Source organism: Streptomyces sp. NPDC058674, assembly GCF_042716505.1.
Taxonomy (GTDB): Bacteria; Actinomycetota; Actinomycetes; order Streptomycetales; family Streptomycetaceae; genus Streptomyces.
This window is the reverse complement of record NZ_JBHXSC010000085.1, coordinates 1-26,236: the sequence shown is the minus strand read 5'-3', so window position 1 is coordinate 26,236 and position 26,236 is coordinate 1. Positions and strand designations below refer to the sequence as shown.

Below are 26,236 nucleotides of genomic sequence, written 5' to 3'. Positions count from 1 at the left end.
GCTACGGCGGTGCCCGCCGTAGCCGCCGTGGCGGGAGTGGCGGGACCGTCCGCGGCCGTGTCTGCCGGGACCGCCGCGTCCCTCACCGGGCCGCCCGCCCGCCGTGCCGCGTCCTCCGGCGGCGCCGCCGCCCCGCTCGCCGCCGCCGGAGGACGGACGGCCGCCTGGGAGGACCTCGGATCGACCGGCCGCTGGCTCGCCGACCTGGCCGGGCGCGAGGCCGAGTTGCAGGACGCCCTGCGCCGCCTGACGGCAACGGCACCTGACCGTGCCGGTACCTGTCCCTGTGCCGGTGCCTGTGCCGACTGCGATGCCGATGCCGATGCCGATGCCGCCCCCGTCGCGGCAGGGGCAGGGGCAGGGACCGGGGACCGGGAACTCGCGCACCGTCTGCGGGCGTTCGGGTTCACCGTGCTGTCCACCCGAGGGGGCGCACGATGACCGCGCCCCCGACGGACCCGACCGGGCGCGGCCCGCTCGGCGCCCTGCCCGTGCAGGTGCTCGACGCACGATCCGCCGCGGACGCCGTCGCCGGCCCGGCCGTGGTCCTGCTGGAGGAGTGGACGCTCGGGACCGCCGAGGAACTGAGCCGCCACGCCCTCGGCCACCCGGTGACCTTGGTCCCGGTGCGCTTCGACGGACCGCTCGCGCTGGTCGGGCCGGTGCTGCGGCCCGGCGCGGCGGCCTGCCTGTGCTGCGCCGAGTACCAGCGGCTCGCCACCGCGGGCGGCCGGGTGCCGTGGCAGAGTCCGAAACTGGCGCTGGCCGGCGTGCCGGCCCCCGCGCTGGCGGAGTCCCTGGGCGTCCTCGTACGGGACCTGCTCGACGGCGCGGAGCCACCGCGGGGCGACGCTCCGGCGGCGACCGACCCGGAGAGCGCCGTCGTCCACGTCGTGCACCAGGGGCGCGGTACGTGGTCCACCCACCGCATCCGCCCGGTGGGCGGCTGCGCCGTGTGCCGCCCCCTGCCGGCGGACTCCGCCTCCGGCACCTCCCCGCTTCCCGCCGAGGCCCGTCCCCTCCCCGACCCCTCCGTACTGCGCGCCCCCAATCCCCGGACCACACCGGACCGGTTGCGGGAAGCCCTGCACGACGAGCGGTTCGGCCCCGTGCGCCGACTGGTGCGTTCCGAGGACTCGGCGTTCTGCCTGACCACCGCGCTGGTCACCGACGGCCGGCTCGCCGACGACGGCGGGTACGGCCGGGCCGGCGACTTCGCCGACAGCGAGCGGATCGCGCTGTTCGAGAGCGTCGAACGGTACGCGGGGATGCGGCCCACCGGCCGCCGCACCGTGCTGCGCGCCTCCTTCGCCGACCTGGGCCCCGGCCGCGCCGTCGACCCGGAACGGCTCGGCCTTCCCGATCCCGCCTTCCACGGGCACCCGGCGTCGCCGACCGTCCCGTACGCGCCGGACCTGGAGCTGGAGTGGGTGCACGCCTGGTCGCTCACCCGGCAGCGGACGACCGCCGTCCCCGAGCACGTCGCGTACTGGGACGTGCCCGGCGCCGGCCGGCCGCGCGTGGTGTACGAGTCCTCCAACGGCTGCGGTCTGGGCAACAGCCCCGAAGAGGCCGCGCTGTACGGCCTGTTCGAGGTGGCCGAGCGCGACGCCTTCCTGATGGCGTGGTACGCGGCCACGCCCCTGCGCCGCGTCGAGCCGCCGCCGGAGGACCTCACCACCGCGCTGCTGGCCGACCGCGCGGCCGCCGTCGGCTACCGGCTGGTCCTGCTCGACGCGACGAACGACCTCGCCGTCCCGGCCGTCGTGGCCGTCTGCCGCTACGAGGGCGCCCACCCGGACGCGCCGCGGATGTTCCTGGCGGCCGGGGCCCACCACGACCCGCGCGCCGCGATCCGCTCCGCGGTCGCCGAGGTCGTCACCAACGTGCTGGAGTCGGCGCACCGCTCGCTCGCCGAGGACGGCCCGCGCGACCCGCGGCGGCTGCGACCGATGCTGGACCGCCCGGAACTGGTGCTGACCCTGGACGACCACGTGGGGCTGAACGCCCTTCCCGAGGCGGGCCCGCGCCTGGAGTTCCTCTTCGCCGACACACCGTGCGTACCGGTCGCGGAGGCCTGGCCGGGAGCGCCCGAACCGGTGGCCGACCTCAGCGCACTGCTCCGGGCCACCGTGGAGCGGCTGGCCCGGTCCGGCCTGGAGGTGATCGCGGTCGACCAGAGCGAGCCGGGAGCGCGCGACCGGCTCGGCCTGCACTGCGTGAAGGTCGTCGTACCCGGCTCGCTCCCCATGACCTTCGGGCACGTCAACCGCCGGACCCGGGGCCTGCCCCGGCTGCTTGAGGTGCCGTACCGGCTGGGCCGCACTCAGGCGCCCCTGCGCCACGAGGACCTCGCGCTCCACCCGCACCCCTTCCCCTGACCCCGCCGATCCCGCACGGCCCGCGAGGGCCGCGGACCCACCACGAGGAGCCGATGTGACGACGCGCACCTGGCACGGCCACCACCTCTTCCTGCACTCCGGCACCGAGGACACCGACGCGTTCCTGGTGCGGTCCGCGGCTCCGCTCCTGGACGGCCTGGTGGCGGCGGAGGCGGACGCGCGGTGGTTCTTCATCCGGTACGGAGAGGGCGGTCCCCACCTGCGGTTCAGGGTCAGCGGCCTCAGCGCGGCGGCCGCCGCCGAACTGCCCCGGGAGCTGGCCCGGTCGGCCGGGGCGGTGCCCCGGGTGCCGGGGCCCTGGCCGACCCGGCACGGAGAGGTCCGCGCCGTGGAGTACGTACCCGAGACGCACCGCTACGGCGGGGCCCGGGCGCTGCCGGTCGCCGAGGAGGTCTTCGCCGCCTCCACGCAGGTCGCGACGGAGGCCCTGCGGGCCCTGCAGGGCGGGAAGGCCGGGGCGCGGCTGACGCTCGCGGCCGACCTGGCCCACGCGACCGCGCACGGACTCGCGATGGACCGGCTCACCGCGGCCCGCTGGCTGCGCCGTCACGCGGCAGGCTGGCGCTGGGTCACCGACACGGAGCTGCTCCCGGGGGCGTCCGTGCACACGCGGGTCAACACCGTCTACGCGGCGCAGCGCGAAGCCCTCACCCGGCGCGCGCAGGACCTCGGACAGCGCCTCGACGCGGACACCGCGGCGCCTTGGACCGGCCGCTGGGCGCGCCAGGTCCGCGAGGCCGACGAACGGCTGCGCGCCGGGGGAGCGGCAGGGGCGGGGGAGGCGATGGGCGACGACGAGCGGGCCTGGGTCTGGGCCTCCCAGCTCCACATGCTGTTCAACCGGCTGGGCGTCACCCCCGACGAGGAGCGGGCCGTGTGCCGGCTCGCCGCCCGCACCCTGCTGGAGACGGACGAACCGCCGGCCTTCTTCCCCGCCGGGCACACCGCGCCCGACGTGCAGTACCTCGAACGGAGCAAGTTCCAGATCGGCCGCAACGAGGACGCGGCGCCGCGTCCGCAGCCGCCCCGGGCCCGGCCGGCCGGGCCCGAGACCCCCCTGCCGGCCGACCCGCTGCCACCGGTCGCGCTGGGCACCGTACTGGCCGACCGGCACTCGGTGCGCGGCGCCCTCGGGGGGCCGCTCGACGCCGCGACCCTGGGCTCGCTGCTGTGGCACGCACTGGCCGAGACGGACAGCACCGGACAGCTCCTCGCCGACGGCTCGACCCGGACCGCGGCCCACCGCCCCTATCCGAGCGCCGGAGCCCTGTACAGCGCCCGGGTGCGGCTGCTGGTCCTCGACGTGGCGGGCATCCCGGCGGGCACCTACGACTGCGTTCCCGAGCGGCGGACGCTGCGCCGCGTCGGCCCGGCGCCGACCACGGCCGAGATCAAGGCGCTGTCCACCTACCTGTCCCGTCCGGCGACGGACCCGGACTGGATCGGCATCGACGCGGTCCCCGTGGTCGCGGCCGTCTACGCGGACCTCGCCCTGCGCCACCGCTACGGACTGCGCGCCCTGCGCCTGGCGCTGCTGGAGACGGGCCACCTCACCCAGACCCTGCTCCTCACGGCCACGGCCCTGGGCCTGGGGGGCACCCCGCTGGGCGGCTTCCACGACGACCTCGCCCACGAACTCCTCGGCCTGGACGACCTCCAGCAGCCGCTGCAGTACCTGCTCCCACTCGGGCGCCGCGCGACGCGATGACCCCGCAGGCCGCCCGCCTGCGGCTGCCCGCCTGCGGCCGAGTGGCCCCCGGCAGCAGCGCTTTCGGGTGACACCACCGCTCGGCGCCGGGCGCCGCACCGGCGGCGTCCTCGACCATCTCAGGCGGCCGGTCATGCTCCGGTCACGACCAGCCGGGGCGCCCCAGCGCGCCGCGGCTCCGGATCGCCGCTGGAGACCACGTGCACGTCCTGCTCGTCGCGAGCGCGTTCAACAGCCTCACCCAGCGGGTCCACGCGGAGCTGCGCGACCACGGCCACAGCGTGGCGGTGGAGCTGGCCCTGCCGCACACCCCGCTGGCCGACGCCGTCGCCCGCCACCAGCCCGACCTGGTGATCGCACCGATGCTGCGGACCGCCATCCCCGAGGAGGTCTGGGCCGCCCGCACCTGCCTGATCGTCCACCCGGGCCCGGTCGGCGACCGGGGGCCGTCCAGCCTCGACTGGGCCATCCGCGACCAGGCCACCCGCTGGGGCGTCACCGTCCTGCAGGCCGAGGCGGACATGGACGCCGGACCCGTCTGGGCCACCGCGGAGTGCTCCGTCCCGCCGGTCGGCAAGAGCGACCTGTACCGCGGCGAGATCGCGGACGCCGCCCTGCGGGCCGTACTGCTCGCCGTCGACCGCTTCGCCTCCGGCACCTACACCCCCGTCCCGCAACCGGCCGGCACCGTGCGCCCCGCGATGCGCCAGGAGAACCGCCGCATCGACTGGGAGGCGGACTCCACCGAACGCGTGCTGCGCGCCCTGCGCGGCGCCGACTCGCAGCCCGGTGTGCGGGACGAACTGCTCGGCTCCGCATGGCACCTGCACGGCGGCCACCCCGAGGCCCGGCTGCGCGGCCGTCCCGGAGAGCTCCTCGCCACCCGGGCGGGCGCCGTCTGCCGGGCCACCGTCGACGGCGCCGTCTGGATCCCCGAGCTGCGGGCCCCCCGCACCCCGGGCGGGCCGGCCACCCCCAGGCTCCCCGCCACCACCGCGCTCGCCGGGCTGCTGCCCCCGCTGCGCGAGCACCCGGCCCCGCGCCACACCGACCCGCGCCGGGCGACCTGGACCGACATCGGCTACCGCGAGGAGGGACCGGTGGGCTTCCTGTCCTTCTCCTTCCCCGGCGGGGCGATGAGCACGGCGCACTGCCGGCGCCTGCTGGACGCCTACCGGGCCGCCTGCGCCCGCCCCACGTCCGTCCTGGTCCTCGGCGGGGGCCGCGACTTCTTCTCCAACGGCATCCACCTGGGGGTCATCGAGGCGGCCGCCGACCCGGCCGCGGAGTCCTGGGCCAACATCAACGCCATCGACGACCTCGTCGAGGCCGTCCTCACCACCACCGACCGGCTCGTCGTCGCCGCCCTCGGCGGGAACGCCGCCGCGGGCGGGGCCATGCTCGCCCTCGCGGCCGACGAGGTCTGGTGCCGTTCGGGCGCGGTGCTCAACCCGCACTACCGCCTCATGGGCCTGACCGGCTCCGAGTACTGGACGTACACCCTGCCCCGGCGCGTCGGCAACGGCGTCGCCGAGCGCCTGACCGGCGAGGCCCTGCCGCTGAGCGCGGAGGCCGCACTGCGGCTCGGCCTGATCGACCGTACGGTCCCCTGTGCTCCCGGGACCTTCGCCGGCGAGACGGCGCGACTCGCCTCGCGCCTGGCCGTCCTGCCCGCCACCCCCTCCCGGATCGCCGCCAAGAAGGCGCGGCGCGAGCGGGACGAGGCCCAGCGGCCACTGGCCGCGTACCGCGACGCGGAGCTGGCCCTGATGCGCGAGGCCTTCGACGACCCGGCCGCCCCCTACCACGCCCTGCGGCGGGCCTTCGTCCGCAAGGAGACCCCGGCGGCCACCCCGCCCCACCTCGCCCGCGCCGTGCCCGGCCGGCACACCGCCCCGCTGCCCACCCGGCAGCGCCGCGTCACCGGAACGGCCGTACATGACGGAGCACGGGAGGCCCCGGGCTGTTAGCAAGAAGGGTGGGGCCGAGCGCCGAACCGCCCGGACCCTCCCCGCACCTCCCCGAAACGCTCCTGACCCCCTCCCCGAGGAGGAACCCCATGAACGCAGCAACGCCGGCCCCGGTGGAAGACCCCCCGATCCACATCCTCTGGATCAACGCGGGGCTGAGCTGCGACGGCGACTCCGTCTCCCTGACGGCGGCGATGCAGCCCAGCATCGAAGAGATCGTGATGGGCGTGCTGCCCGGCCTCCCCAAGATCGCCGTGCACTGGCCGCTGATCGACTTCGAGTGCGGACCGATCGGCGGCGCGGACACCTTCATCGAGTGGTTCTTCAAGGGTGAGCGGGGGGAGATCGACCCCTTCGTCCTGGTCGTCGAAGGGTCCATCCCCAACGAGAGCATCAAGCCCGAGGGCTACTGGTGCGGCTTCGGCGACGACCCGGAGACCGGCCAGCCCATCACCACCAGCGAGTGGCTCGACCGGCTGGCGCCCAAGGCCCTCGCCGTCGTCGCCATCGGCACCTGCGCCACGTACGGCGGCATCCACGCGATGGAGGGCAACCCGACCGGCGCCATGGGCGTGCCCGACTACCTGGGCTGGGACTGGAAGTCCAAGGCCGGCATCCCGATCGTGTGCGTCCCGGGCTGCCCGATCCAGCCGGACAACTTCTCCGAGACCCTCACCTACCTGCTCTACCAGGCGGCCGGCTCGGCCCCGATGATCCCGCTCGACGACAAACTGCGCCCGACCTGGCTGTTCGGCGCGACCGTCCACGAGGGCTGCGACCGCGCCGGCTACTACGAGCAGGGCCAGTTCGCGCACACCTACGACTCCCCGAAATGCCTGGTCAAGCTGGGCTGCTGGGGGCCGGTCGTCAAGTGCAACGTCCCCAAGCGCGGCTGGATGAACGGCATCGGCGGCTGTCCGAACGTCGGCGGCATCTGCATCGCCTGCACGATGCCCGGCTTCCCCGACAAGTTCATGCCCTTCATGGACGAGCCCCCCGGCGGCAAGGTGTCCAGCGCCGCGAGCGGGGCGTACGGGGCCGTCGTCCGCAAGCTCCGCGCCATCACCGCGCACACCGTGGACCAGGAGCCCAAGTGGCGCCGCACCGGCGAGAAGCTGACCACGGGCTACCGCCCGCCCTGGTGACCCGCCCCGTCCGCACCCGGCAGGCGTCCCGCCGGTCGGACCGCCCCCGCTCCCGCGGTCCGGTCCGACCGGCGGGCCGTCCCCTCACGCACCCCCTCCCGCACTGAAGAAGGGTCACGGCAGACACGATGGCACCGAAGACGAAGGAAGCCGGAGACGGCAGCGGCCTGGTGGAGATGGCCTGGGATCCGATCACCCGGATCGTGGGCAGCCTCGGCATCCACACGAAGATCGACTTCAAGCAGAAGCGGGTCGCGGAGTGCTACAGCACCTCCTCGGTCTTCCGCGGCTACAGCGTCTTCATGCGCGGTAAGGACCCCCGCGACGCGCACTTCATCACCAGCCGCATCTGCGGAATCTGCGGTGACAACCACGCCACCTGCTCCGTCTACGCCCAGAACATGGCCTACGGGGTGAAGCCCCCCCACCTCGCCGAGTGGATCATCAACCTCGGCGAGTCGGCGGAGTACATGTTCGACCACAACATCTTCCAGGAGAACCTGGTGGGGGTCGACTACTGCGAGAAGATGGTCCGCGAGACCAACCCGGGCGTCCTCGACCTCGCCGAGCGCACCCCGGCCCCGCACGCCGGCGAGCACGGCTACAAGACCATCGCCGACATCATGCGCTCCCTCAACCCGCTCGAGGGCGAGTTCTACCGCGAGGCGCTCCAGGTCAGCCGCTACACCCGGGAGATGTTCTGTCTGATGGAGGGGCGCCACGTGCACCCCTCCACGCTCTACCCGGGCGGCGTCGGCACCATCGCCTCCGTCCAGCTCTTCACTGACTACATGAGCCGCCTCATGCGGTACTGCGAGTTCATGAAGCGCGTCGTCCCGCTCCACGACGACCTCTTCGACTTCTTCTACGAGGCGCTGCCCGGCTACGAGGAGGTCGGCCGGCGCCGCGTGCTGCTCGGCTGCTGGGGCGCGCTCAACGACCCCGAGCACTGCGACTTCACGTACGCCAACATGACCGACTGGGGACGGAAGATGTTCGTCACCCCGGGCGTGGTGGTGGACGGCAAGCTGGTCACCAACGACCTCACCGAGATCAACCTCGGCATCCGCATCCTGCTCGGCAGCTCGTACTACGACGACTGGCAGGGCCAGGAGCAGTTCGTCACCCACGACCCGCTCGGCAACCCGGTCGACCCCCGCCACCCGTGGAACCAGCACACCATCCCCGCCCCGCAGAAGCGGAACTTCGACGACAAGTACAGCTGGGTGATGTCACCGCGCTGGTTCGACGGCAAGGACCACCTCGCCCTCGACACCGGCGGCGGCCCCCTCGCCCGCCTGTGGTCCACCGCCCTGTCCGGGCTCGTCCACACCGACTACGTCCAGGCCACCGGCCACAGCGTCGTCATCACCCTGCCGCGCACCATGACCAAGCCCGAGACCCGCTTCGAGTGGCAGATCCCGAAGTGGAGCAACGCGCTGGAGCGCAACCGCGCCCGCACGTACTTCCAGGCGTACGCCGCCGCCATCGCACTGCACTGCGCGGAGAAGGGCCTCGCCGAGGTCCGCGCCGGACGCACCCAGACCTGGGAGAAGTTCGAGGTCCCGGACGAGGGGCTCGGGGTCGGCTTCACCGAGGCCGTCCGCGGCGTCCTCTCGCACCACATGGTGATCCGCGACGGCAAGATCGCCAACTACCACCCCTACCCGCCGACCCCGTGGAACGCCTCCACCCGCGACACCTTCGGCACCCCCGGCCCCTACGAGGACGCCGTCCAGAACACCCCGATCTTCGAGGAGAACACCCCGGAGAACTTCAAGGGCATCGACATCATGCGCGCCGTCCGCAGCTTCGACCCCTGCCTGCCCTGCGGAGTCCACATGTACGTCGGCCCCGGGAAGACGGTCAAGCAGATGCACGTCCCCACCGGCCTGAGCGGACTGGGCGGATGAGCGCCGCCGTCGACGCCCGGCAGGCCGGGCAGCGGGTCGAGGAGGTCCTGGAGCGGCTCGCCGCCACCGGCGACCGCGAGGTGTGCGCCGCCGCCGAGGAACTGGTCCGCGTCCTCATGGACTTCTACGGCGCGGGCCTGGCCCGCATCACCGAGCGCATCGGCCAGGAGCCGCTCGCCGGGCTGCTCGACGACGAACTCGTCGCGAGCCTCCTCACCCTGCACCACCTCAACCCCGAGGACGTCCACACCCGGATCGCCCGCGCCCTCGACACCACCCCCGACCCCCTCGAACCGGTCGGCTTCGACGAGGACAGCGGCGTCCTGCGGCTGCGCCCCCGGGCCGCCGGGAGCGGCTGCGGCTGCGGCAGTACGGACCCCGCCGTCCCGCAGGCCGTCGAGGACGCCCTGGCCTGCTTCGCACCCGAGGTCACCAGGGTGGAGCTGGCGCCGGCCGAGGCCCCGCAGCCCGCCCTGCTCCAGATCTCCACCCGCCCTCCCACCCCGGCGCAGGTGCCGTGAACGGGCAGCCGACCCCCCTGCGCACGGGCGGACCGCGCGGGCTCCGCCGCTTCACGGGCCCGCGCCCGCCCCGCCCCGAGCGCTGCGAACTGTGCGGCGTGAACGTCCCCGAGGACGGCCACCGCCACCTGGTGGAGACGGAGCAGCGCGCCCTGGTGTGCGCGTGCACCGCCTGCGCCCTGCTGTTCGACCGGCCGGGCGCCGCCACCGGGCGCTACCGCGCCGTCCCGGACCGCTACCTCACCGATCCGGACCACCCGCTCGACGACGGGGCCTGGGAACTCCTCCAGATCCCGGTCGGCGTCGCGTTCTTCTTCCGCAACGCCTCGCTCGACCGGCTGGTCGCGCTCTACCCGAGCCCGGCCGGAGCCACCGAGAGCGAACTCGACCCGCAGACCTGGCAGAGCGTCCTCGGCACCAGCCGGCTCGCCGCCCTGCTCGAACCCGACGTCGAGGCCCTGCTCCTGCACCGCACGGACGGACACACCACCTGCCATCTGGTCCCGATCGACATCTGCTACGAACTCGTCGGCAGGATGCGGCTGTTGTGGCAGGGCTTCGACGGCGGCGCCGAGGCCCGGGCCGCGTTGCGGACCTTCTTCGAGGAGGTCGCCCGCCGGTCCAAGGTGCCGGCGGACACCACCGGGGGAGTCCGGCTGCCATGACCGACCTCACCTTCACCTGCACCGGCGTCCGCGCCGACGCCTACGCCGCCGGCCCCACCCTGGTCTTCCGGCTGAGGATCACCGCCGCCGACCCGCAGGACCGGGTGCACGCCCTCGCCCTGCGCTGCCAGATCCGCATCGAACCGGCGCGGCGCGGCTACGGCCCCGCCGAAGCCGAGGGCCTCGCCGACCTGTTCGGCGAGCGCTCCCGCTGGGGCACCACCCTCCAGCCGGTCCAGTTCGCCCACGTCACCGCGATGGTGCCCAGCTTCACCGGCGAGACCGAGACCGACCTCGTGGTGCCCTGCACCTACGACATGGACATCGCCGCGAGCCGCTACTTCAGCGCCCTCGAGGAAGGCGAGGTCCCCCTGCTGATGCTGTTCTCGGGCACCGCCTTCACCGGCGCCGGCGGCTTCCGCGTCGAGCCCGTGCCCTGGGACCGCGAAGCCTCGTACCGGATGCCCGTGCCCGTCTGGCGGGAGATGGTCGAGCAGCACTTCCCCGGGTGCGGCTGGCTGCGCCTGCCCCGCGACACCATGGCCGACCTGCTCGCCTTCCGCTCCCGGCACGCCCTCGCCTCCTGGGAGGCGACCGTACGGGCCCTGCTCGACGCCGCGGTGGTCGCGCAACCGCCGTCGGCCCCCCTGCGGTTGGGCGCCACCGCGCCCCGTGCCACCGAGAGGACCGCGCCATGACCACCACGACCGCGCCGCGGTCCCGCTTCGACACCGCCCGGCAGGTGGCCGACGCGGTCCTCTTCGAGGGGTACGTCCTCTACCCGTACCGGGCCTCCGCCGCCAAGAACCGGCTGCGCTGGCAGTTCGGCGTCCTGGTGCCGCCGGCCTGGGGGCCCGCCCAAGAGGAGCACTCCCTCCAGCAGACGCAGATCCTGATGGAACCGAAGGGCGGGGCGACCCTCGCCGTGGAGCTCCGCTTCCTGCACGCGCAGCGCCGTACCGTCCAACAGGCCCTCGACGGCGGCGGTTTCACGGACGTCGCCGAACTGCACCTCGACGACCGGGTGCTCGTCCCCTGGGACGAGGGCGCCGAGGAGCGGATCGAACTGACCGTGAAGACGGCCGAGCTGGCCGGTGCGGGGACCGTCCTCCCCTTCCGCCGCCCCGCCCGCGAGGAGAGCGAGCCGGTCCTGGGCCCCGACGGCCGGTGCCTGGGCCGCCTCGTGCGGCGCACCGAGGAGATCGAGGGAGTGCTCCGGCTGCACACCACCGAAGTGGACGGCCCCTACCGGGTGGTGCGGCTCACCGCCGTGGTCGAGAACACCAGCCCGTGGACCCCGCGGCCCGGCACGGCCGACCGCGACGCCGCGCTGCCCCTGTCACTGGTGGCCGCACACCTCCTGCTGGGCCTGGACGCGGGCTCCTTCCTGTCCATGACGGACCCGCCCGAATGGGCCAAGGGAGCCGTCGCCGGCTGCGTGAACCGGCACACCTGGCCCGTCCTGGCGGGCGCACCGGGCAGCGCCGACGTGGTCCTGTCCTCCCCGATCATCCTGGAGGACCACCCCGCCATCGCCCCCGAGAGCGCCGGCGCCATGTACGACTCCACCGAGATCGACGAGATCCTCGCCCTGCGCACCTCGGCCCTCACCGACCAGGAGAAGCGCGAGGCCCGCGGCACGGACGCCCGCGCCGCCGCCGTGATCGAGCTCGCCGACTCCATGCCGCCCGAGGTGCTGGAACGACTGCACGGAGCCGTCCGCGGGCTCCGCGAGATCACCGGACCCGACCCGTCCCTGGACCTGGTCGAGCTCGCGGACCTTCCCGGACCCGGCGAAGTCCTCAGCGGGGGAGGGGTGTTCAAGCCGGACACCCCCTGGTGGGACCCGGCCCGCGCGGACCCCGCCGACCCGGTCCGCGACCGTATCCCCGTCGACGGGGTCTCGGTGGGCGCGGGCAGCCGCGTACTCCTGCGACCGGGACTGCGCCGCACCGACGCCCAGGACCTCTTCCTCCAGGGGCGCGCCGCACGCGTCGAGGCGGTGCTGCACGACGTCGACGGCGGCGTGCACCTCGCCGTCACCGTGGAGGGCGATCCGGGCGCCGACATCCGCCGCGAACAGGGCCGGTACCTCTACTTCCAGCCCGACGAGGTCACCCCCCTGGAGGACGAGTGAGCGGCCCCACCCTGGTCGCCGGCATCGGGAACGTGTTCCTCGGCGACGACGGCTTCGGCGTCGAGGCCGTACGGGCCCTGTCGGCGCACCCGCTGCCCGACGGCGTCGAGGTCGTGGACTTCGGCGTCCGCGGCGTCCACCTCGCCTACCAGCTCCTCGACGGCTACGACACGCTCGTCCTGGTCGACGCCGCCGCCCGCGGCGGCGAACCGGGCACCCTGTACCTCATCGAGGCGGACCGGGCCGGACCCGTCGAACCGGGCGGCGCCGTCCTCGACGGCCACCACATGTCCCCCGACGCGGTGCTCGCCCTGCTCGGCACCCTGTGCGCCGGTACGGGCTCCACCCCGCCCCGGCGGACGTTCGTCGTCGGCTGCGAACCGGCCTCCACCGAGGAGGGCATCGGCCTCAGCGAACCGGTGGCCGCCGCCGTGCCGGAGGCCGTACGCATGCTGCTCGACCTGCTCCGACGGGAACGGAACCCCGAGGAAGAAGACGACCGGTCCCGACGTGAACTGAGGAGAACCCCGTGAAGAAGACCCAGGCCTTCATCGGCGGCGCGACGCTCGCCGCCCTCGTCGCCGTGCTGACGCAGATCCTCCCGGACATCCGGCGCTACCTGCGCATGCGCAGCATGTGACCCTGCGCAGGAACGGGCGCCCGAATGGCGTACGGGGCGCGGTGCGCGTCGGCGTGCCCGCCCGCCGCGCCACCGTCCTGCCGGTGTAATGGCCCCGGCAGGACGGAGTCCGATGCACGAGATGTCGATCGCCATGGCCGTCGTGGGCCAGGTGGAAGAAGCAGCCCAGGCCGCTGGGGCCACCGCCGTCACCGAGGTCCGGCTCCAGGTCGGCGAGCTGGCCGGAGTCGTCCCCGACGCACTGTCCTTCTGCTTCGAACTGGCCTGTGCCGGGACGCTGCTCGAAGGAGCCGAACTCACCGCGCAGAAGGTGGCGGCCCGCGCCCGCTGCGGTTCCTGTACGCGCGAATGGCCGGTCGGCGTGCCCCCCGACCTGTGCTGCCCCGGCTGTGGCGGTGCCACCGCCGTCGAACTGCTGTCGGGCCGCGAGCTCCAGATCGCAGGCGTGCGCTGGGAGGACGGACCCGGCCCCGCGCCCCACCGCGAACCGATCCCCGAGGAGGCCTGAACCATGTGCCGAGTGGTCGATCTACGGCAGGCGGTACTCGCCAAGAACGACGGGGCGGCGCACGCCCTGCGCGCCGAACTCGCCGCCCGCGCGACCGTTGCGGTGAACCTGCTGTCCAGTCCGGGCAGCGGCAAGACGGCCCTGCTGGAGCACGAACTGCTGCTCGCCCGCGAGCGGGGGATCGCGGTCGCCGCGCTCACCGCCGACCTCGCCACCGAGAACGACGCGGTGCGGCTGGCGCGTTCGGGCGTACCCGTCAAGCAGGTGCTCACCGACGGGCTCTGCCACCTGGAGGCCGCGATGCTCCGCCGGCACCTGGACGGCTGGCTCCCCGCGGACACCCGGCTGCTGTTCGTGGAGAACGTCGGCAATCTGGTCTGTCCGGCCTCCTACGACCTCGGGGAAACGCTGCGCGTGGTGCTCGCCTCGGTCACCGAGGGCGAGGACAAACCGCTGAAGTACCCGACCGCCTTCGGGCTCGCCCACCTCGTGGTGGTCACCAAGGCCGACATCGCCGGGGCCGTCGCATTCGACGAGGAGGCCTTCCGGGCCAACGTCCAGCAGGTCAACCCGGGCGTGGAGGTCGTGCTCACCTCCGCTCGCACGGGCGTGGGTGCGGGCATCCTGCTCGACCGCGTACTGGCGGTCGGCGCGGGGGCGGCGGTGCACGCCCCGGTGATGGCGCAGCGGCAGGCGGAGGGGGGACGGGGGCACGACCACGGGTACGGGCACGACCACGGGCCGGGCCACACCCACGACCACCCCGACGGCGACGATCACGATCACGCCGACGGTCGGGACCACGGCCACGACCACGGGGAGGACCGGGACCACGGCCACACGCACACGCCTCCGCACGTAAACGGCAGCGGCAGCGCCCGCGGCCACCTGCCGTCCGATCCGGCCGCGCTCCCGCAGGCACCTCCGGCCGCCCCTGCGCAGACCCGCTGATGGAGGCGGTCCAGCGACGCCGGGTCACCGTCACCGGAGTGGTACAGGGCGTCGGCTTCCGGCCGTACGTGTACACCCGTGCCACCGGTCTCGGCCTCGCCGGGCACGTCACCAACACCCCCGAAGGCGTGGTCGCCGAGGTCGAGGGCGCCGCCGCGGCCGTGTCGCAGTTCTGCGACCGGCTCGCGGCGGACGCGCCCCCGCTTGCCGTCGTGGACAGCGTCGACCACCACGAGGTCCCCCTCGCGGGCGGCGCCGGCTTCACCATCGTCGCCTCCCGGACCGGCGGACCGGCCCGCACCCTGGTCTCCCCGGACGTGGCCACCTGCGCCGACTGCCTCGCCGAGCTGCGGGACCCGGCCGACCGCCGCCACCGCCACCCCTTCATCACCTGCACCCACTGCGGGCCCCGCTTCACCATCGTGACCGGGCTGCCGTACGACCGCGCCCACACCACCATGGTCCGCTTCCCGATGTGCCCCGACTGCTCCCGCGAGTACGCCGACCCATCCGACCGGCGGTTCCACGCGCAGCCGGTCGCCTGCCCGGACTGCGGGCCCCGGCTGCGGCTCCTCGCCGGACACCCTCCCCGCGAGGTGCCCGCCATGGACCCGCTGGCCGAGGCCCGGCGCCTGCTGGCCGCCGGGGCGGTCCTCGCCGTCAAGGGGCTCGGCGGCTACCACCTCGCCTGCGACGCCGGCCACGCCGGAGCCGTGGCCGAGCTGCGCCGCCGCAAGGCCCGCGGCGACAAACCGTTCGCCCTCATGGCCCGGGACCCCGCCGACGTCGAACACCTCGTGCACATCGGCCCGGTGGAGCGCGACCTGCTCAGCGGGGGAGTACGGCCCATCGTGCTGCTGCGCCGCCGGGCCGACGCCCCGGACGTCCTGCCCGAGGAGGTCGCCCCGCGCTGCCCCGACCTCGGAGTGATGCTCCCGTACACCCCGCTGCACCACCTGCTGCTCGGGCTGCCCGGCGATCCGCCCGGCCCCCGCCTGCTCGTCATGACCAGCGGGAACCTCTCCGGCGAACCCATCGTCACCGACGACGCGGAGGCGCTGGACCGGCTCGCGGGCCTCGCCGACGCCTGGCTCGCCCACGACCGCCCCATCCACGTGCCGTGCGACGACTCCGTCGTGCGGGTCTGCGACGGCGAGCCGCTGGTCCTGCGGCGCTCGCGCGGATACGCCCCCCTGCCGATCGCGCTCCCGCTGCCGGTCACCCCGGCCCTGGCCGTCGGAGGCGATCTGAAGAACACCTTCTGCCTCGGTGAGGGGCGCCGGGCCTGGCTCTCGGCGCACATCGGCGACATGGCCGACCTCGCCACCCAGTACGCCTTCGAACGGGCCGAGCTCCAGCTGGAGTCGATCACCGGCGTCACCCCCGGCCTCCTCGCCGCCGACCGGCATCCCGGCTACCGCTCGGGCCAGTGGGCCCGCCGCTCCGCCGGCGGCCGCCCGCTGGCGGGCGTCCAGCACCACCACGCGCACATCGCCTCCGCCATGGCCGAACACGGCCTCGACGGCGCCCGGCCGGTCATCGGTGTCGCCTTCGACGGCACCGGCTACGGGGACGACGGCGCCGTCTGGGGCGGTGAGTTCCTCCTCGCCGACTACGCCGGCTACACGCGCTTCGCGCACCTCGCGTACGTCCCGCTGCCGGGCGGCGACGCCGCCGTGCACCGCCCGTACCGGATGGCCCTGTCCCATCTGCGCGCGGCAGGACTCGACTGGACCGCCGGCCTGCCCTGCGTCGATGCCTGTCCGCCCGATGAACTGCGCGTGCTGCGAACGCAGCTGGAGCGGAACCTGAACTGCGCCCCCACCTCCAGCATGGGCCGGCTCTTCGACGCCGTCTCCTCCCTGGCGGGCGTCTGCCAGGTCGCCGGATACGAGGCCCAGGCCGCGGTCGAGCTGGAAGCCGCCGCCCTCGGCGCAACCGCGGCCGAATCGACCGGCGAAGCCGCGGCCGGGGCCGTTCCCCCGGCCGTCCCCGCAGTCGCGCCCGCACCGGGCCCCGGCTACGCCTTCGCGCTGCACGCCCCCGCGGCCGGCGGCACCGGGCCGGTCACCGCCGACCCGGCTCCCGTCCTCGCCGCGGCGGCTGCCGACGTACGCGCCGGTACGTCCCCCGCGGTGATCGCCGCCCGCTTCCACAGCGGCGTCGGCGACCTCGTCGTCTCACTCTGCCGTCTCGCCCGCGAGCGGCACGGTCTGGACACCGTCGCCCTGACCGGCGGGGTCTTCGCCAACACGCTGCTCTCCTCCACCTGCGCCCGCACCCTGCGCGCGGACGGCTTCACCGTCCTGCGGCACAGCCGGATCCCGCCCGGCGACGGCGGACTGTCCCTGGGCCAGCTCATGGTGGCCGCCGCCGTCCACGCCACGGAACACCACCCACAGCAAGGAGAAGCCCATGTGCCTGGCGGTACCCGGCCGAGTGCTTGACATCGGGGAGAAGGACGGAACCCGGATGGCCACCGTCGACTTCGGCGGCGTGCAGAAGGAAGTGTGCCTGGAGTACCTCCCCGACCTCCAGGTGGGCGAGTACGCCATCGTCCACGTGGGGTTCGCCCTCCAGCGCCTGGACGAGGAGTCGGCCAAGCAGACCCTCGAACTCTTCGCGCAACTGGGGATGTTGCAGGAGGAGTTCGGCGACCCGTGGGAGGCGGCCGCGCAAGCCGGCGGTGGCGACTGGCCCTTCGCCGACGAACCGAGCCCGCAAGCACCGCAGGAGGAAGCCCGCCAGTGAAGTACATCGAAGAGTTCCAGGATCCCGGGCTCGCCCGCCGGCTGCTCGACGACATCCACGCCACCGTGACCCGCCCCTGGGCCCTGATGGAGGTGTGCGGGGGGCAGACCCACACCATCATCCGGCACGGCATCGACCAACTCCTGCCCGAACAGGTTGAGTTGATTCACGGGCCCGGCTGCCCGGTGTGTGTCACCCCGTTGGAGGTCATCGACAAGGCGCTGGAGATCGCCTCCCGGCCCGGCGTGATCTTCTGCTCGTTCGGCGACATGCTGCGCGTCCCCGGCACCGGCCGCGACCTGTTCCAGGTGCGCAGCGAGGGAGGCGACGTACGCGTCGTCTACTCACCGCTCGACGCGCTGAAGATCGCGCAGCAGAACCCGCAGCGCCAGGTGGTGTTCTTCGGCATCGGCTTCGAGACCACGGCGCCGCCCAACGCCATGACGGTGTACCAGGCGAAGAAGCTGGGCATCGCCAACTTCAGCCTGCTCGTCTCCCACGTCCGGGTGCCTCCGGCCATCGAGGCGATCATGCGGTCGCCCAGCTGCCGGGTCCAGGGCTTCCTCGCCGCCGGCCACGTGTGCAGTGTGATGGGGACGGGGGAGTACCCCGCGCTCGCCGAGCGCCACCGCGTCCCGATCGTGGTGACGGGATTCGAGCCGCTCGACATCCTGGAAGGCGTACGCCGGGCCGTGCACCAACTCGAACGCGGCGAGCACACCGTCGACAACGCCTACGCGCGCGCCGTGCGCCCGGAGGGGAACCCGGCCGCCCTCGCCATGCTGGAGGACGTCTTCGAGGTGACCGACCGCGCCTGGCGGGGCATCGGGGTCATCCCCGACAGCGGCTGGCGGCTCTCCGAGCGGTACCGCGCCTATGACGCCGAGCACCGCTTCTCGGTGACCGGCATCAACACCGTGGAGCCCGCCGAGTGCCGTAGCGGTGAGGTGCTCCAGGGCCTGCTCAAGCCGCACGAGTGCGAGGCCTTCGGCACCCTGTGCACCCCGCGCAACCCGCTCGGCGCCACGATGGTCTCCAGTGAGGGCGCGTGCGCGGCCTACTACCTGTACCGGCGTCTGGAACTGACCCCGGTCCCGCAGGCCGGGACCGCCGCACCTCGGGAGGCGAGCCCCGTTGTCTGACACCGCACTCGACATCACCGGCTGGAGCTGCCCGGCCCCGCTGCGGGACCGTCCCCGCGTGGTGATGGGGCACGGGGGCGGCGGTGCGCTCTCGGCCGAGCTCGTCGAGCACCTCTTCGCCCCCGCGTTCGGCGGTGAGGTGCTCGCCGGACTCGGGGACTCCGCGGCCGTCACCCTGGGCGGTGCCCGGCTGGCCTTCTCCACCGACTCCTACGTGGTACGGCCGCTGTTCTTCCCCGGCGGCAGCATCGGCGACCTGGCGGTGAACGGCACCGTCAACGACCTGGCCATGAGCGGGGCCCAGGCCGCGTACCTGTCCTGCGGGTTCATCCTGGAGGAGGGTGTCGAGATCTCCGTCGTGGCGCGCGTGGCCGAGGCCCTGGGCGCCGCGGCACGGGCCGCAGGCGTGGAAGTGGTGACCGGTGACACCAAGGTGGTCGAAGCGGGTCACGGCGACGGCATCTACGTCAACACCGCGGGGATAGGGCTCATCCCCGAGGGCGTGGACCTGCGCGCGCAGCGGGTCGTCCCGGGCGACGTGGTCATCGTCAGCGGCGAGATCGGCCTGCACGGCGTGGCCATCATGAGCGTGCGCGAAGGCCTGGAGTTCGGCGTGGACGTCGAGAGCGACTGCGCGGCGCTCGGCGGCCTCGTCCGCAGCATGCTCGCCGTCACCCCGGACCTGCACGTCCTGCGCGATCCCACCCGGGGCGGTCTGGCGGCCTCCCTCAACGAGATCGCGGCCGCCTCGGGCACCGGCGTCGTCATCAACGAGGGCAGCGTCCCGGTCCCCGCCGCCGTGGCGAACGCGTGTGCGATCCTCGGTCTCGATCCGCTCTACGTGGCCAACGAGGGCAAGCTCGTCGCCTTCGTCCCCCGCGAACACGCCGATGCCGTCCTCGACGCCATGCGCGCCCACCCGCTCGGCCGCCACGCGCGCGTCATCGGCGAAGCGGTGGAGGCGCACCCCGGGCTCGTCGTGGCCCGTACCGGCCTCGGCGGCACCCGGGTGGTCGACCTCCCGATCGGGGAGCAGCTGCCGCGCATCTGCTGAGCCGCCGGGACGTATGCGGAGATGACGCAGAGGCATCGCGGAGGCGTCGCGGAGACAGGAGCACCCCGCTCCCGGACAGGCGGGAGCGGGGTGAAGGGCCCTACGCTGGTCATCATGAGGAGGTGCACGCCATGGCGGAGCACGACGGCGGTCCCTCGGCGCGGAAACTGGAGGAGGGCCGGCTCCTCAAGGAGCTGGAGGCCATCCACCGCACGCGCCACGAAACCCTGCTGCACGGGTCGGACGACGCCCTGGCCACGCACACGCAGCGGATGAACGAGCTGGAGCAGGAGTACCTGCGCCGCCACCCCGAGCGTGCCCCGACCCCCGGCCGCACCCGCTCGGGCGCGCGGGCCCGGTCCGGTGAGGAGTAGGCCGGCCCTTTCGGCCCGGCACGGCCGCGCCGCTCGCCGCCGTCAGCCTTCGGTGGTGTAGCGCGTCCTCGCCCACAGCGGCAGCGCGAACCAGCACACCAGATACCACGCCAGGACGCCGGCGACGATCCACGGCACGATCCCGTCGTGGGTGGCGACGCGCAGGATGAGCAGGAGCGCGGACGTCAGCGTGGCCAGCAGCAGCACGATGCCGACGAAGGTGAGCCGGGACGCCCAGGCGACGGCCTCGGGCTTGATCCGGCGTCCCGAGACGATGCGGTGGAAGGCCACCGGCCCTATGAGGGCGCCCGTGGCCATCGATCCGAGGATCACCGTGACGATGTAGAGCGTCTTGTCCGTCTGCGAGAGCCCGTGGAAGTGCGGGGTGAAGACGACGGTCAGCAGGAAGCCGAAGAGGATCTGTACGCCGGTCTGCGCGACGCGTATCTCCTGCACCAGCTCCTGCCACTGCCGGTCCGCGCGCTCCGCCGCGGTCTCGCTCCGGCCGTCGCCCGGAACGTCGTCCGCCCGGTCGTCTCTCGCGCCCTGCCTCATGAACTGCTCCCTCCCCGAGGATGTGTGTGTCCCGGCGCCTACCCGGACACGGCGCGATCATTCCGGGCCACCGCCCTGCACCTGGGCGGGCTCGGCCTGTTCACCCTGCTCAGGGGAGCGGCGTCCGTGTCCGCCGGGGGTGTCGCTCACCACTCCCGGGTGGCGATCAGCTCCTCCACGTCCGCATCCGGGAACCCGTAGGCCGACGCGACGAAGCCGAAGTCCTCGGCGATCTCCTCCCGGGCGACCGTCTCGATCTCGCTCCCGGCCGCCTCGAACTCCGCCTCCAGCAGGTTGAACTCCTGCGTGGCGGCTCGGGTGAGCGCGTACAGCGCCGGCAGGTCCGCCGGTCGCTCGGCCTCGATCCGCTCGCACAGCCGCAGCAGGATCGACCGGCCCCGGTCCACGACGTGGTCGGGGTAGTACGCGTCCTCGAACAGCTGCCTGAGAAATCCGTACCCCGCCACCTGCTGGTTCGTGATCGGCATGGCGCCTCCCCCTCTGTCCGCGAGAACTGGTGCCCGCGAGAACTGATGCGCCGATCATGCACCACCCCTCTGACACCTCTGACAGGTCCCTCGACCGAAAGAGTTTGCATCAGGTGAGACAAGTTTGTATCGTTCGGTACGAAGGAGGCTCATGATGGTGCGAGAAGAAGAGCTGCTGGACGGCGCCGCGCGCGTCCTGGCCGGCGACCACAGTGCGTCGATGGTTCAGATCGCGGCGGGCATCGGGACCAGCCGGGCGACGCTCAGCCGGCGCTACGCGACCCGCGAAGCCCTGCTGAAGGCCGTGGCGGTCCGGGCGATCCACGTGGTCGACGGGTGTCTGGCCCCGGTCGACCTTCCGGACGGCGCCGACGGGGCCGCCTTCGACGCCGCCCTGGAGGAGCTCGTCGTCGCCCTGCTCCCGGCCGCACACCTCTACGGCTTCACCACGCGGGACGCCACCGTCCTCGCGGACCCCGCCTTCCGGGCGGGAGTGGACCGCCAGGACCGGCGCGCCCTGGCCTTCCTGGCCCTGGGCCAGCGGCTGGGGCGGCTGCGGGGCGACCTGCCGCCGTACTGGATCTGGTACTCGCTCTGGGGGCTGCTCGACGCCGCCGCCGAGGGCGTGCGCGACGGGCACCTGGCCCCACGCGACATCGGCCGGCTGGTCACCACGTCCTTCCTGGCCGGCGCCCGGCCCGCCGTACCGCCGACCGCACCGCACCCGGCGCCGCCGGCGCCCTGAAGCCACCCGCTCCACCCCGTGCGCGACCCCAGAACGGAACCCCATGCACACCCCCCTGCAGGACCCCCGCCGGTGGATCGTCCTGGCGATCCTCTCCGGCAGCCTCCTGCTGATCTCCATGGACACCACGATCCTCAACGTGGCCTTCCCGTCCCTCGTCGGCGATCTCCAGCCGGGCGCCGTCCAGCAGCTGTGGATCATCGACGTCTACGCCCTCGCCCTGTCCGGCCTGCTCGTCACCGCGGGCGCGCTCGGTGACCGCTGGGGCCGCAAGCGCCTGCTCATGGCGGGCTTCGGCATCTTCTCCGCGGCCTCGCTGATCGCCGTCTTCTCCACCGAGGCCTGGCACGTGATCGCGGCCCGCGCCCTGCTCGGCGTCGGCGGCGCCGCCATCATGCCGTCCACCCTGTCGATCCTGCGCAGCGTCTTCACCGACGCCAAGGAGCGCGCCTTCGCCCTGGCCGTCTGGGCGGCCGTCTTCGGCGGCGGCATGGCCTTCGGCCCGGTCGTCGGCGGCCTCCTCGTCCAGGACTACGGCTGGCACTCCGCCTTCCTGCTCAACCTCCCCGTCGCCGCCGTCATCGTCGCGGCCGGAGTGCGCTACCTCCCCGAGTCCCGCTCCCCGCGCAGCGCCGGCGCATGGGACTGGTGGGGCGTGGGCCAGTCCATCGTCGGCATGCTCGCCCTCGCGGGCGGCATCAAACAGCTCGGCAAGAGCGGTATCGCCGACCCGGCGCCCTGGGCCCTGCTGCTCCTGGCCGCGCTCGCGCTGACCGTCTTCGTCCGCCGCCAACTGCGCCTGGACAACCCGCTGCTCCAGGTGAGGCTGTTCGCCAAACCCGCGTTCAGCGTCGCCGCCACCGCGATCTTCCTGCCGATGGTGGGCATGGGCGCGATCCTCTTCCTCGTCACGCAGTGGTTCCAGTACGGTCAGGGCTACACCCCGCTGGAGGCCGGACTGCGCCTGCTCCCGGCCCCGCTCGCACTGATCTGCGCGTCGATGGTCGCCCCCGCCCTGATGCAGCGCTTCGCCATCCGCCACGTGCTCGGCGCCGCACTGGTGGTCCTGGCGGCCGGCATGGCCCTGCCCTGGACCTTCCAGCAGTTCACCGACCTCGGCTACCCGGCCTTCGCGGTCGCCCTGACCGTCATGGGCCTGGGCGCCGGCCTCGCCACCACCGTGGCCTCGGTCACCCTGGTCTCGGCCGCCCCCGCGGACGAGGTGTCCAGCGCCGCCGCCATCGAGGAGACCTGCTACGAACTCGGCTCGGCCATGGGCGTCGCCATCCTGGGCTCCACCGCGGCCGCCCTCTACCGGGGCAACCTGCCCGCCCTCGGCCTGGACGGCCCCAGCACCGCCGCGGTCCGTGATTCCGTCGGCGAGGCCGCCCACACCGCCGAACGCCTCGGCGGCGCCGTGGGCCAGGCGCTGCTGGACACCGCCTCGCACGCCTACACCCTGGCGATCACCCCGGCGTTCCTGATGGCCGGAGCCCTCGCGATGGCCGCCGCGGCCACCACCTGGTCGCTCATTCCGCGGGACCTCCAGCCCACCGAGAACCACTGAGCGGAGCCGTCCCGAACGCCGGCGCGGCCGGCGCCGGGCCGAGGGTCGTGGTCCCGGGGGCAGCCCGGTGGCCCAGGCCCGTGCGGTAGGCGTCCAGCGCCGCCTCCGTCCGACCCGTACGCCGCAAGAGATCACCCAGGAGCCGGCACAGGTCGGCCAGGTCGCCGGTGGCCCCGCTGCGCTCCAGCAGCGCCAGCGCCCGTACGTAGTGCTCCTCGGCGGCCTCTGCCTCACCGCGCTCCTCGGCCATCAGGCCGAGGAGCCTGTGCGCCCCGCCCGCGTGGACGGCGCCGTGGCGCTCGCCCAGCTCCAGCAGCGCCGAGAGCAGCCCGGCGGCCTCGTCGTGGCGGCCGAGCCGGCGCAGCACGTCCGCCAGCTCCACCTCCACCTGCGCGGTGTACAGCGCGGCGCGGCGCGCGGAGAGCATGTCCCGGGCGGTGCGCAACTCCCGCTCCGCCGCGACGAGATCGCCGTCCTGGGCCTGGACGTAACCGCGCATCCAATGGCAGTGCGCGAGGTCCGTGCGCAGCCGCAGCTGCCCGTAGATCTCCTGGGCCTTGGCCAGGGAGGCGTCCGCGTCGGCCACCCGCCCCTCGGCCAGGAAGGTCCGGGCGACCTGCCGGTGCATCCCCGCCACCAGCGCAGGGTCCGCCACGCGCGGGGCCAGCGCGAGAGCGAGCTCGGCGGCGTGCGCGGCGCGGGCATGGGCGCCCATGTCGATGTACGGCCCGATGACGGCGGCGTAGAGCAGCACCAGCGCCTCGGGGTCGCCCAGCCCGCTCGTGCTCAGCTCGTCGATCGCCGACTCCAGCAGGTAGCAGGCGTAGCGCAGCTCACCGGCGAGCAGGTGCGCGACGGCCCGGCCGCGGATCGCGCGCGCCCGGCGGGGGAGCGGCTCCGCCGCGAGCAGCCGCTCGGCGGCCTCGAAACGGCTCGCGGCATCGGAGAGTTCGCCCGACTCCAGGGCGCAGTCGCCGAGCCCGAGCAGCGCCTCGGCCCGTTCGGGGGCGAGTTCCAGGCGCTCCGCGTCGGCGAGCAGCCTGCGGTAGCGGTCGGCGGCCTCGCCGGCGTCGCCGGCGGTGAGTGTCTGCTGGGCGTCGGTGAGGGCCAGGCGCAGCTCGGTGGCCAGGTGGGCGGGATGGCCGGTGGTCAGTTCCTCGTACGAGGTGCCCAGGCGTCCGGCGAGGAAGCGCAGCGCGGTCTCGGAGGGGCGCACCTTGCCCGCCTCCAGGGTGGAGATGTAGGCGTGGGTGTAGGACGGCTCCGCCAACTGCCGCTGTGTCAGACCGAGCTCGGTCCGCATGCGCTGAACCCGGCTGCCGATCGTGGTCGGTTCGTCCATGGCATCCCCCAGGGTGCTCGAACTCCCCAGTATTCAGGGGGAGCAGGGCATTGCGCAGCTCCTGCGCGCCGCCTAGTTTAAGCAGCTGATTCAGCATGCTTAAGCCGATGGTTAACTCCCCTTGCCCGGTGAGGACTTCATGGACCCAGTCAGACGATTCGCCACGCGTTCCGCCGCGCGTTCCGCCGCGCGTTCCGCCGCGCGTTCCGCCGCGCGCCGCGCCGGGCGCTCGGGGACGGCCGTCGCGGCGGCCTGCGTCGCCGCCGTACTGCTCGCCACCGGGCCCGCCGGCGCGGTCGGAGCGGCCGGCGGACCGGCCGACCCGCCTGCGGAGTCCCGGGTGGAGGTCGAGATACCGGGGCCGGAAAACGGCGGCGAAGCCGGTTCGGGCCGCGTCCGCGTACCGGCCGGCGGCCGGGGCGGGTCCGCGGGTCACCTCTCGGCGGCCGAGCGGTCGGCCGACGGAGGCGTCACCAAGCTGATCGACAACGGCCCCACCGCCGACCGCCTCGACGTGGTCGTCGTCGGTGACGGCTACACGGCGGCCGAGCTGGCGAAGTTCCGCACAGACGCCCAGGAGAAGTGGGCCGAGGTGACGGCCGTCGAGCCGTACACCACCTACCGGAACCTCTTCAACGTGTGGACGGTCGACGCGGTCTCCCGCGATTCGGGCGTCTCCGGCGACCCCGACCCGGCCGCCGTCCGCGACACGGCGCTGGGCTCGTACTTCTGGTGCGAGGACATCGAACGGCTGCTCTGCATCGATCAGCCCAAGGTGGACGCGTACGTGGCGAAGGTCCCGGAGGCCGACCTCGTCATCGTCCTCGCCAACAGCGCCAAATACGGCGGCGCGGGCTACAACGAGCGCAGCGCCACCCTCGGCTACGAGGGCATATCCACCGCATCGGCGGACCACGCCAAGTCCGGGCAGGTCGCCATCCACGAGACCGGCCACTCCCTCGGCAAGCTCGCCGACGAGTACTTCTACCCGGGCGTCCCCGGGTACGAGACGTACACCGGACCAGAACCGGCCGACTCCAACAGCACCACCCTGCCCGCCGACCGCATGGCCGCGCAGCGCGCCAAGTGGTACCGCTGGCTCGGCGAGCCGTCACCGGACGGCGGCGCGGTCGGAGCGTACGAGGGCGGCGGCTACTTCGTCGCCGGGCTGTACCGGCCCACGGACAACTCGCTCATGCGGGTCCTCGGCAAGCCCTTCAACCTTCCCGGCGTCGAATCGATGATCGCCGGCTTCTATCAGCACGCGCGCATCCTCACCCCGCTCACCCCCACCGACCGCACCCTGCGGATCCGCCACACCGCGAGGGCGGCCGTCCCCCGGCTGGCCGGCGCCGACGGCCGCCGGCTCGTGGTCCGGTGGTACCTGGACGGCCGGGAGCTGAAGCGCCTCGAAGGCCGGACCGAGGTGCGGGTGGCGGACCTGCGGCTGTTCGACGCGCGCACGCACCGGCTCACCGCCACGGCCGAGGACCGGACGCCGTCAGTCCGGAATCCGGAGATCGCCCGCACCCTCAGGTCGACGGCCACATGGTCCGTACGCCTCTAGCTTGATCTTTAACCTGTGCGGCGGGGGCGTGGGGTCGTCGGCTTCGCCTTTCTGGACGCTGCCGTGCCCGTTGTGCGGGGTATGTGGACGT

General features: G+C 73.8%; 24 protein-coding genes and 1 pseudogene. 22 read left to right on the top strand and 3 right to left on the bottom strand.

The features are described from left to right. The 19 genes and pseudogenes from ACFWU6_RS30230 to ACFWU6_RS30140 all read left to right on the top strand — a co-directional run. Positions 1 to 441 (top strand): annotated as a pseudogene (locus tag ACFWU6_RS30230) (hypothetical protein); the annotation flags it as partial. Continuing rightward, complete coding sequence (locus ACFWU6_RS30225) at positions 438 to 2,381, top strand: TOMM precursor leader peptide-binding protein (protein ID WP_383984207.1); 1,944 nt, start codon at positions 438 to 440, stop codon at positions 2,379 to 2,381. The pseudogene ACFWU6_RS30230 and the gene ACFWU6_RS30225, both read left to right, overlap by 4 nt. Before the next feature lie 55 nt (positions 2,382 to 2,436). Then, entirely contained in the window at positions 2,437 to 4,110 is a 1,674-nt protein-coding gene (locus ACFWU6_RS30220; protein ID WP_383984204.1) for a thiopeptide-type bacteriocin biosynthesis protein, read from the top strand. Between the two features lie 200 nt (positions 4,111 to 4,310). After that, positions 4,311 to 6,080, top strand: a complete 1,770-nt coding sequence (locus tag ACFWU6_RS30215) for an enoyl-CoA hydratase-related protein (protein WP_383984201.1) — start codon at positions 4,311 to 4,313, stop codon at positions 6,078 to 6,080. An 89-nt stretch (positions 6,081 to 6,169) separates the two neighbouring features. Then, complete coding sequence (locus ACFWU6_RS30210) at positions 6,170 to 7,225, top strand: hydrogenase expression protein HypE (protein WP_383813042.1); 1,056 nt, start codon at positions 6,170 to 6,172, stop codon at positions 7,223 to 7,225. A gap of 128 nt (positions 7,226 to 7,353) precedes the next feature. Then, a complete protein-coding gene (locus ACFWU6_RS30205; protein WP_383805240.1) occupies positions 7,354 to 9,138 on the top strand; it encodes a nickel-dependent hydrogenase large subunit in 1,785 nt (594 codons plus the stop codon). Further along, positions 9,135 to 9,659 carry a hypothetical protein gene (locus ACFWU6_RS30200; protein WP_383805238.1) on the top strand — a complete coding sequence of 175 codons (525 nt, stop codon included), beginning with the start codon at positions 9,135 to 9,137 and terminating at the stop codon, positions 9,657 to 9,659. The genes ACFWU6_RS30205 and ACFWU6_RS30200 overlap by 4 nt, the downstream gene beginning before the upstream one ends. Then, a complete protein-coding gene (locus ACFWU6_RS30195) occupies positions 9,656 to 10,324 on the top strand; it encodes a DUF5947 family protein (protein WP_383805236.1) in 669 nt (222 codons plus the stop codon). Before ACFWU6_RS30200 ends, ACFWU6_RS30195 begins: the two co-directional genes overlap by 4 nt. After that, positions 10,321 to 11,022: a DUF6084 family protein gene (locus ACFWU6_RS30190; RefSeq protein ID WP_383984198.1), complete on the top strand. Its 702-nt coding sequence runs from the start codon at positions 10,321 to 10,323 to the stop codon at positions 11,020 to 11,022. Before ACFWU6_RS30195 ends, ACFWU6_RS30190 begins: the two co-directional genes overlap by 4 nt. Then, the gene (locus tag ACFWU6_RS30185; RefSeq protein WP_383984195.1) at positions 11,019 to 12,461 is read left to right on the top strand and encodes a hypothetical protein; all 1,443 of its coding nucleotides are present in this window, start codon (positions 11,019 to 11,021) and stop codon (positions 12,459 to 12,461) included. The genes ACFWU6_RS30190 and ACFWU6_RS30185 overlap by 4 nt, the downstream gene beginning before the upstream one ends. Then, positions 12,458 to 12,994: a hydrogenase maturation protease gene (locus tag ACFWU6_RS30180; protein WP_383805230.1), complete on the top strand. Its 537-nt coding sequence runs from the start codon at positions 12,458 to 12,460 to the stop codon at positions 12,992 to 12,994. The genes ACFWU6_RS30185 and ACFWU6_RS30180 overlap by 4 nt, the downstream gene beginning before the upstream one ends. Then, positions 12,991 to 13,101, top strand: a complete 111-nt coding sequence (locus tag ACFWU6_RS30175; protein ID WP_383805228.1) for a DUF6893 family small protein — start codon at positions 12,991 to 12,993, stop codon at positions 13,099 to 13,101. The genes ACFWU6_RS30180 and ACFWU6_RS30175 overlap by 4 nt, the downstream gene beginning before the upstream one ends. A gap of 112 nt (positions 13,102 to 13,213) precedes the next feature. Further along, positions 13,214 to 13,609 (top strand): hydrogenase maturation nickel metallochaperone HypA, encoded by a 396-nt coding sequence (gene hypA / locus ACFWU6_RS30170; protein ID WP_383984192.1) that lies wholly within the window; start codon positions 13,214 to 13,216, stop codon positions 13,607 to 13,609. A gap of 3 nt (positions 13,610 to 13,612) precedes the next feature. After that, the gene (gene hypB / locus ACFWU6_RS30165) at positions 13,613 to 14,560 is read left to right on the top strand and encodes a hydrogenase nickel incorporation protein HypB (RefSeq protein ID WP_383984189.1); all 948 of its coding nucleotides are present in this window, start codon (positions 13,613 to 13,615) and stop codon (positions 14,558 to 14,560) included. Further along, positions 14,560 to 17,007, top strand: coding sequence for a carbamoyltransferase HypF (hypF, locus tag ACFWU6_RS30160; RefSeq protein ID WP_383984186.1), 2,448 nt, complete (start codon positions 14,560 to 14,562; stop codon positions 17,005 to 17,007). The genes hypB and hypF overlap by 1 nt, the downstream gene beginning before the upstream one ends. Continuing rightward, positions 16,976 to 17,311: a HypC/HybG/HupF family hydrogenase formation chaperone gene (locus ACFWU6_RS30155; protein WP_383805220.1), complete on the top strand. Its 336-nt coding sequence runs from the start codon at positions 16,976 to 16,978 to the stop codon at positions 17,309 to 17,311. Before hypF ends, ACFWU6_RS30155 begins: the two co-directional genes overlap by 32 nt. After that, positions 17,308 to 18,453 carry a hydrogenase formation protein HypD gene (hypD, locus tag ACFWU6_RS30150; RefSeq protein ID WP_383805218.1) on the top strand — a complete coding sequence of 382 codons (1,146 nt, stop codon included), beginning with the start codon at positions 17,308 to 17,310 and terminating at the stop codon, positions 18,451 to 18,453. Before ACFWU6_RS30155 ends, hypD begins: the two co-directional genes overlap by 4 nt. Beyond that, positions 18,446 to 19,507, top strand: coding sequence for a hydrogenase expression/formation protein HypE (hypE, locus tag ACFWU6_RS30145; RefSeq protein WP_383984183.1), 1,062 nt, complete (start codon positions 18,446 to 18,448; stop codon positions 19,505 to 19,507). Before hypD ends, hypE begins: the two co-directional genes overlap by 8 nt. A 131-nt stretch (positions 19,508 to 19,638) precedes the next feature. Then, positions 19,639 to 19,881 carry a DUF6158 family protein gene (locus ACFWU6_RS30140; protein ID WP_383805214.1) on the top strand — a complete coding sequence of 81 codons (243 nt, stop codon included), beginning with the start codon at positions 19,639 to 19,641 and terminating at the stop codon, positions 19,879 to 19,881. 42 nt (positions 19,882 to 19,923) lie between these two features. On the opposite strand, the gene ACFWU6_RS30135 is transcribed toward ACFWU6_RS30140, so the two are convergent. Both ACFWU6_RS30135 and ACFWU6_RS30130 read right to left on the bottom strand, forming a co-directional pair. After that, positions 19,924 to 20,436, bottom strand: a complete 513-nt coding sequence (locus tag ACFWU6_RS30135; protein WP_383984180.1) for a DUF6328 family protein — start codon at positions 20,434 to 20,436, stop codon at positions 19,924 to 19,926. Between the two features lie 146 nt (positions 20,437 to 20,582). Further along, a complete protein-coding gene (locus ACFWU6_RS30130; RefSeq protein ID WP_383805211.1) occupies positions 20,583 to 20,924 on the bottom strand; it encodes a DUF5713 family protein in 342 nt (113 codons plus the stop codon). Positions 20,925 to 21,075: 151 nt separating this feature from the next. Here ACFWU6_RS30130 and ACFWU6_RS30125 point away from each other — a divergent pair, with 151 nt between their 5' ends. After that, positions 21,076 to 21,669 (top strand): TetR/AcrR family transcriptional regulator, encoded by a 594-nt coding sequence (locus ACFWU6_RS30125; RefSeq protein ID WP_383984177.1) that lies wholly within the window; start codon positions 21,076 to 21,078, stop codon positions 21,667 to 21,669. 43 nt (positions 21,670 to 21,712) lie between these two features. After that, positions 21,713 to 23,236, top strand: coding sequence for an MFS transporter (locus tag ACFWU6_RS30120; RefSeq protein WP_383805207.1), 1,524 nt, complete (start codon positions 21,713 to 21,715; stop codon positions 23,234 to 23,236). Here ACFWU6_RS30120 and ACFWU6_RS30115 read toward each other — a convergent pair. Then, complete coding sequence (locus ACFWU6_RS30115) at positions 23,199 to 24,578, bottom strand: tetratricopeptide repeat protein (protein ID WP_383805205.1); 1,380 nt, start codon at positions 24,576 to 24,578, stop codon at positions 23,199 to 23,201. The two genes, ACFWU6_RS30120 and ACFWU6_RS30115, sit on opposite strands and share 38 nt — an antisense overlap. 139 nt (positions 24,579 to 24,717) lie before the next feature. On the opposite strand from ACFWU6_RS30115, the gene ACFWU6_RS30110 reads away from it, so the two are divergent. Continuing rightward, complete coding sequence (locus tag ACFWU6_RS30110) at positions 24,718 to 26,145, top strand: M64 family metallopeptidase (protein WP_383984175.1); 1,428 nt, start codon at positions 24,718 to 24,720, stop codon at positions 26,143 to 26,145. Positions 26,146 to 26,236 lie beyond the last annotated feature (91 nt).

Excerpts from the sequence above, each read along its gene's own strand:
- ACFWU6_RS30225 (WP_383984207.1), top strand. The coding sequence starts at position 438 with ATGACCGCGCCCCCGACGGACCCGACCGGGCGCGGCCCGCTCGGCGCC.
- ACFWU6_RS30210 (WP_383813042.1), top strand. The coding sequence starts at position 6,170 with ATGAACGCAGCAACGCCGGCCCCGGTGGAAGACCCCCCGATCCACATC.
- ACFWU6_RS30205 (WP_383805240.1), top strand. The coding sequence starts at position 7,354 with ATGGCACCGAAGACGAAGGAAGCCGGAGACGGCAGCGGCCTGGTGGAG.
- ACFWU6_RS30200 (WP_383805238.1), top strand. The coding sequence starts at position 9,135 with ATGAGCGCCGCCGTCGACGCCCGGCAGGCCGGGCAGCGGGTCGAGGAG.
- ACFWU6_RS30190 (WP_383984198.1), top strand. The coding sequence starts at position 10,321 with ATGACCGACCTCACCTTCACCTGCACCGGCGTCCGCGCCGACGCCTAC.
- ACFWU6_RS30185 (WP_383984195.1), top strand. The coding sequence starts at position 11,019 with ATGACCACCACGACCGCGCCGCGGTCCCGCTTCGACACCGCCCGGCAG.
- hypA (WP_383984192.1), top strand. The coding sequence starts at position 13,214 with ATGCACGAGATGTCGATCGCCATGGCCGTCGTGGGCCAGGTGGAAGAA.
- hypB (WP_383984189.1), top strand. The coding sequence starts at position 13,613 with ATGTGCCGAGTGGTCGATCTACGGCAGGCGGTACTCGCCAAGAACGAC.
- hypF (WP_383984186.1), top strand. The coding sequence starts at position 14,560 with ATGGAGGCGGTCCAGCGACGCCGGGTCACCGTCACCGGAGTGGTACAG.
- ACFWU6_RS30155 (WP_383805220.1), top strand. The coding sequence starts at position 16,976 with ATGTGCCTGGCGGTACCCGGCCGAGTGCTTGACATCGGGGAGAAGGAC.
- ACFWU6_RS30140 (WP_383805214.1), top strand. The coding sequence starts at position 19,639 with ATGGCGGAGCACGACGGCGGTCCCTCGGCGCGGAAACTGGAGGAGGGC.
- ACFWU6_RS30135 (WP_383984180.1), bottom strand. The coding sequence starts at position 20,436 with ATGAGGCAGGGCGCGAGAGACGACCGGGCGGACGACGTTCCGGGCGAC.
- ACFWU6_RS30130 (WP_383805211.1), bottom strand. The coding sequence starts at position 20,924 with ATGCCGATCACGAACCAGCAGGTGGCGGGGTACGGATTTCTCAGGCAG.
- ACFWU6_RS30125 (WP_383984177.1), top strand. The coding sequence starts at position 21,076 with ATGATGGTGCGAGAAGAAGAGCTGCTGGACGGCGCCGCGCGCGTCCTG.
- ACFWU6_RS30120 (WP_383805207.1), top strand. The coding sequence starts at position 21,713 with ATGCACACCCCCCTGCAGGACCCCCGCCGGTGGATCGTCCTGGCGATC.
- ACFWU6_RS30115 (WP_383805205.1), bottom strand. The coding sequence starts at position 24,578 with ATGGACGAACCGACCACGATCGGCAGCCGGGTTCAGCGCATGCGGACC.
- ACFWU6_RS30110 (WP_383984175.1), top strand. The coding sequence starts at position 24,718 with ATGGACCCAGTCAGACGATTCGCCACGCGTTCCGCCGCGCGTTCCGCC.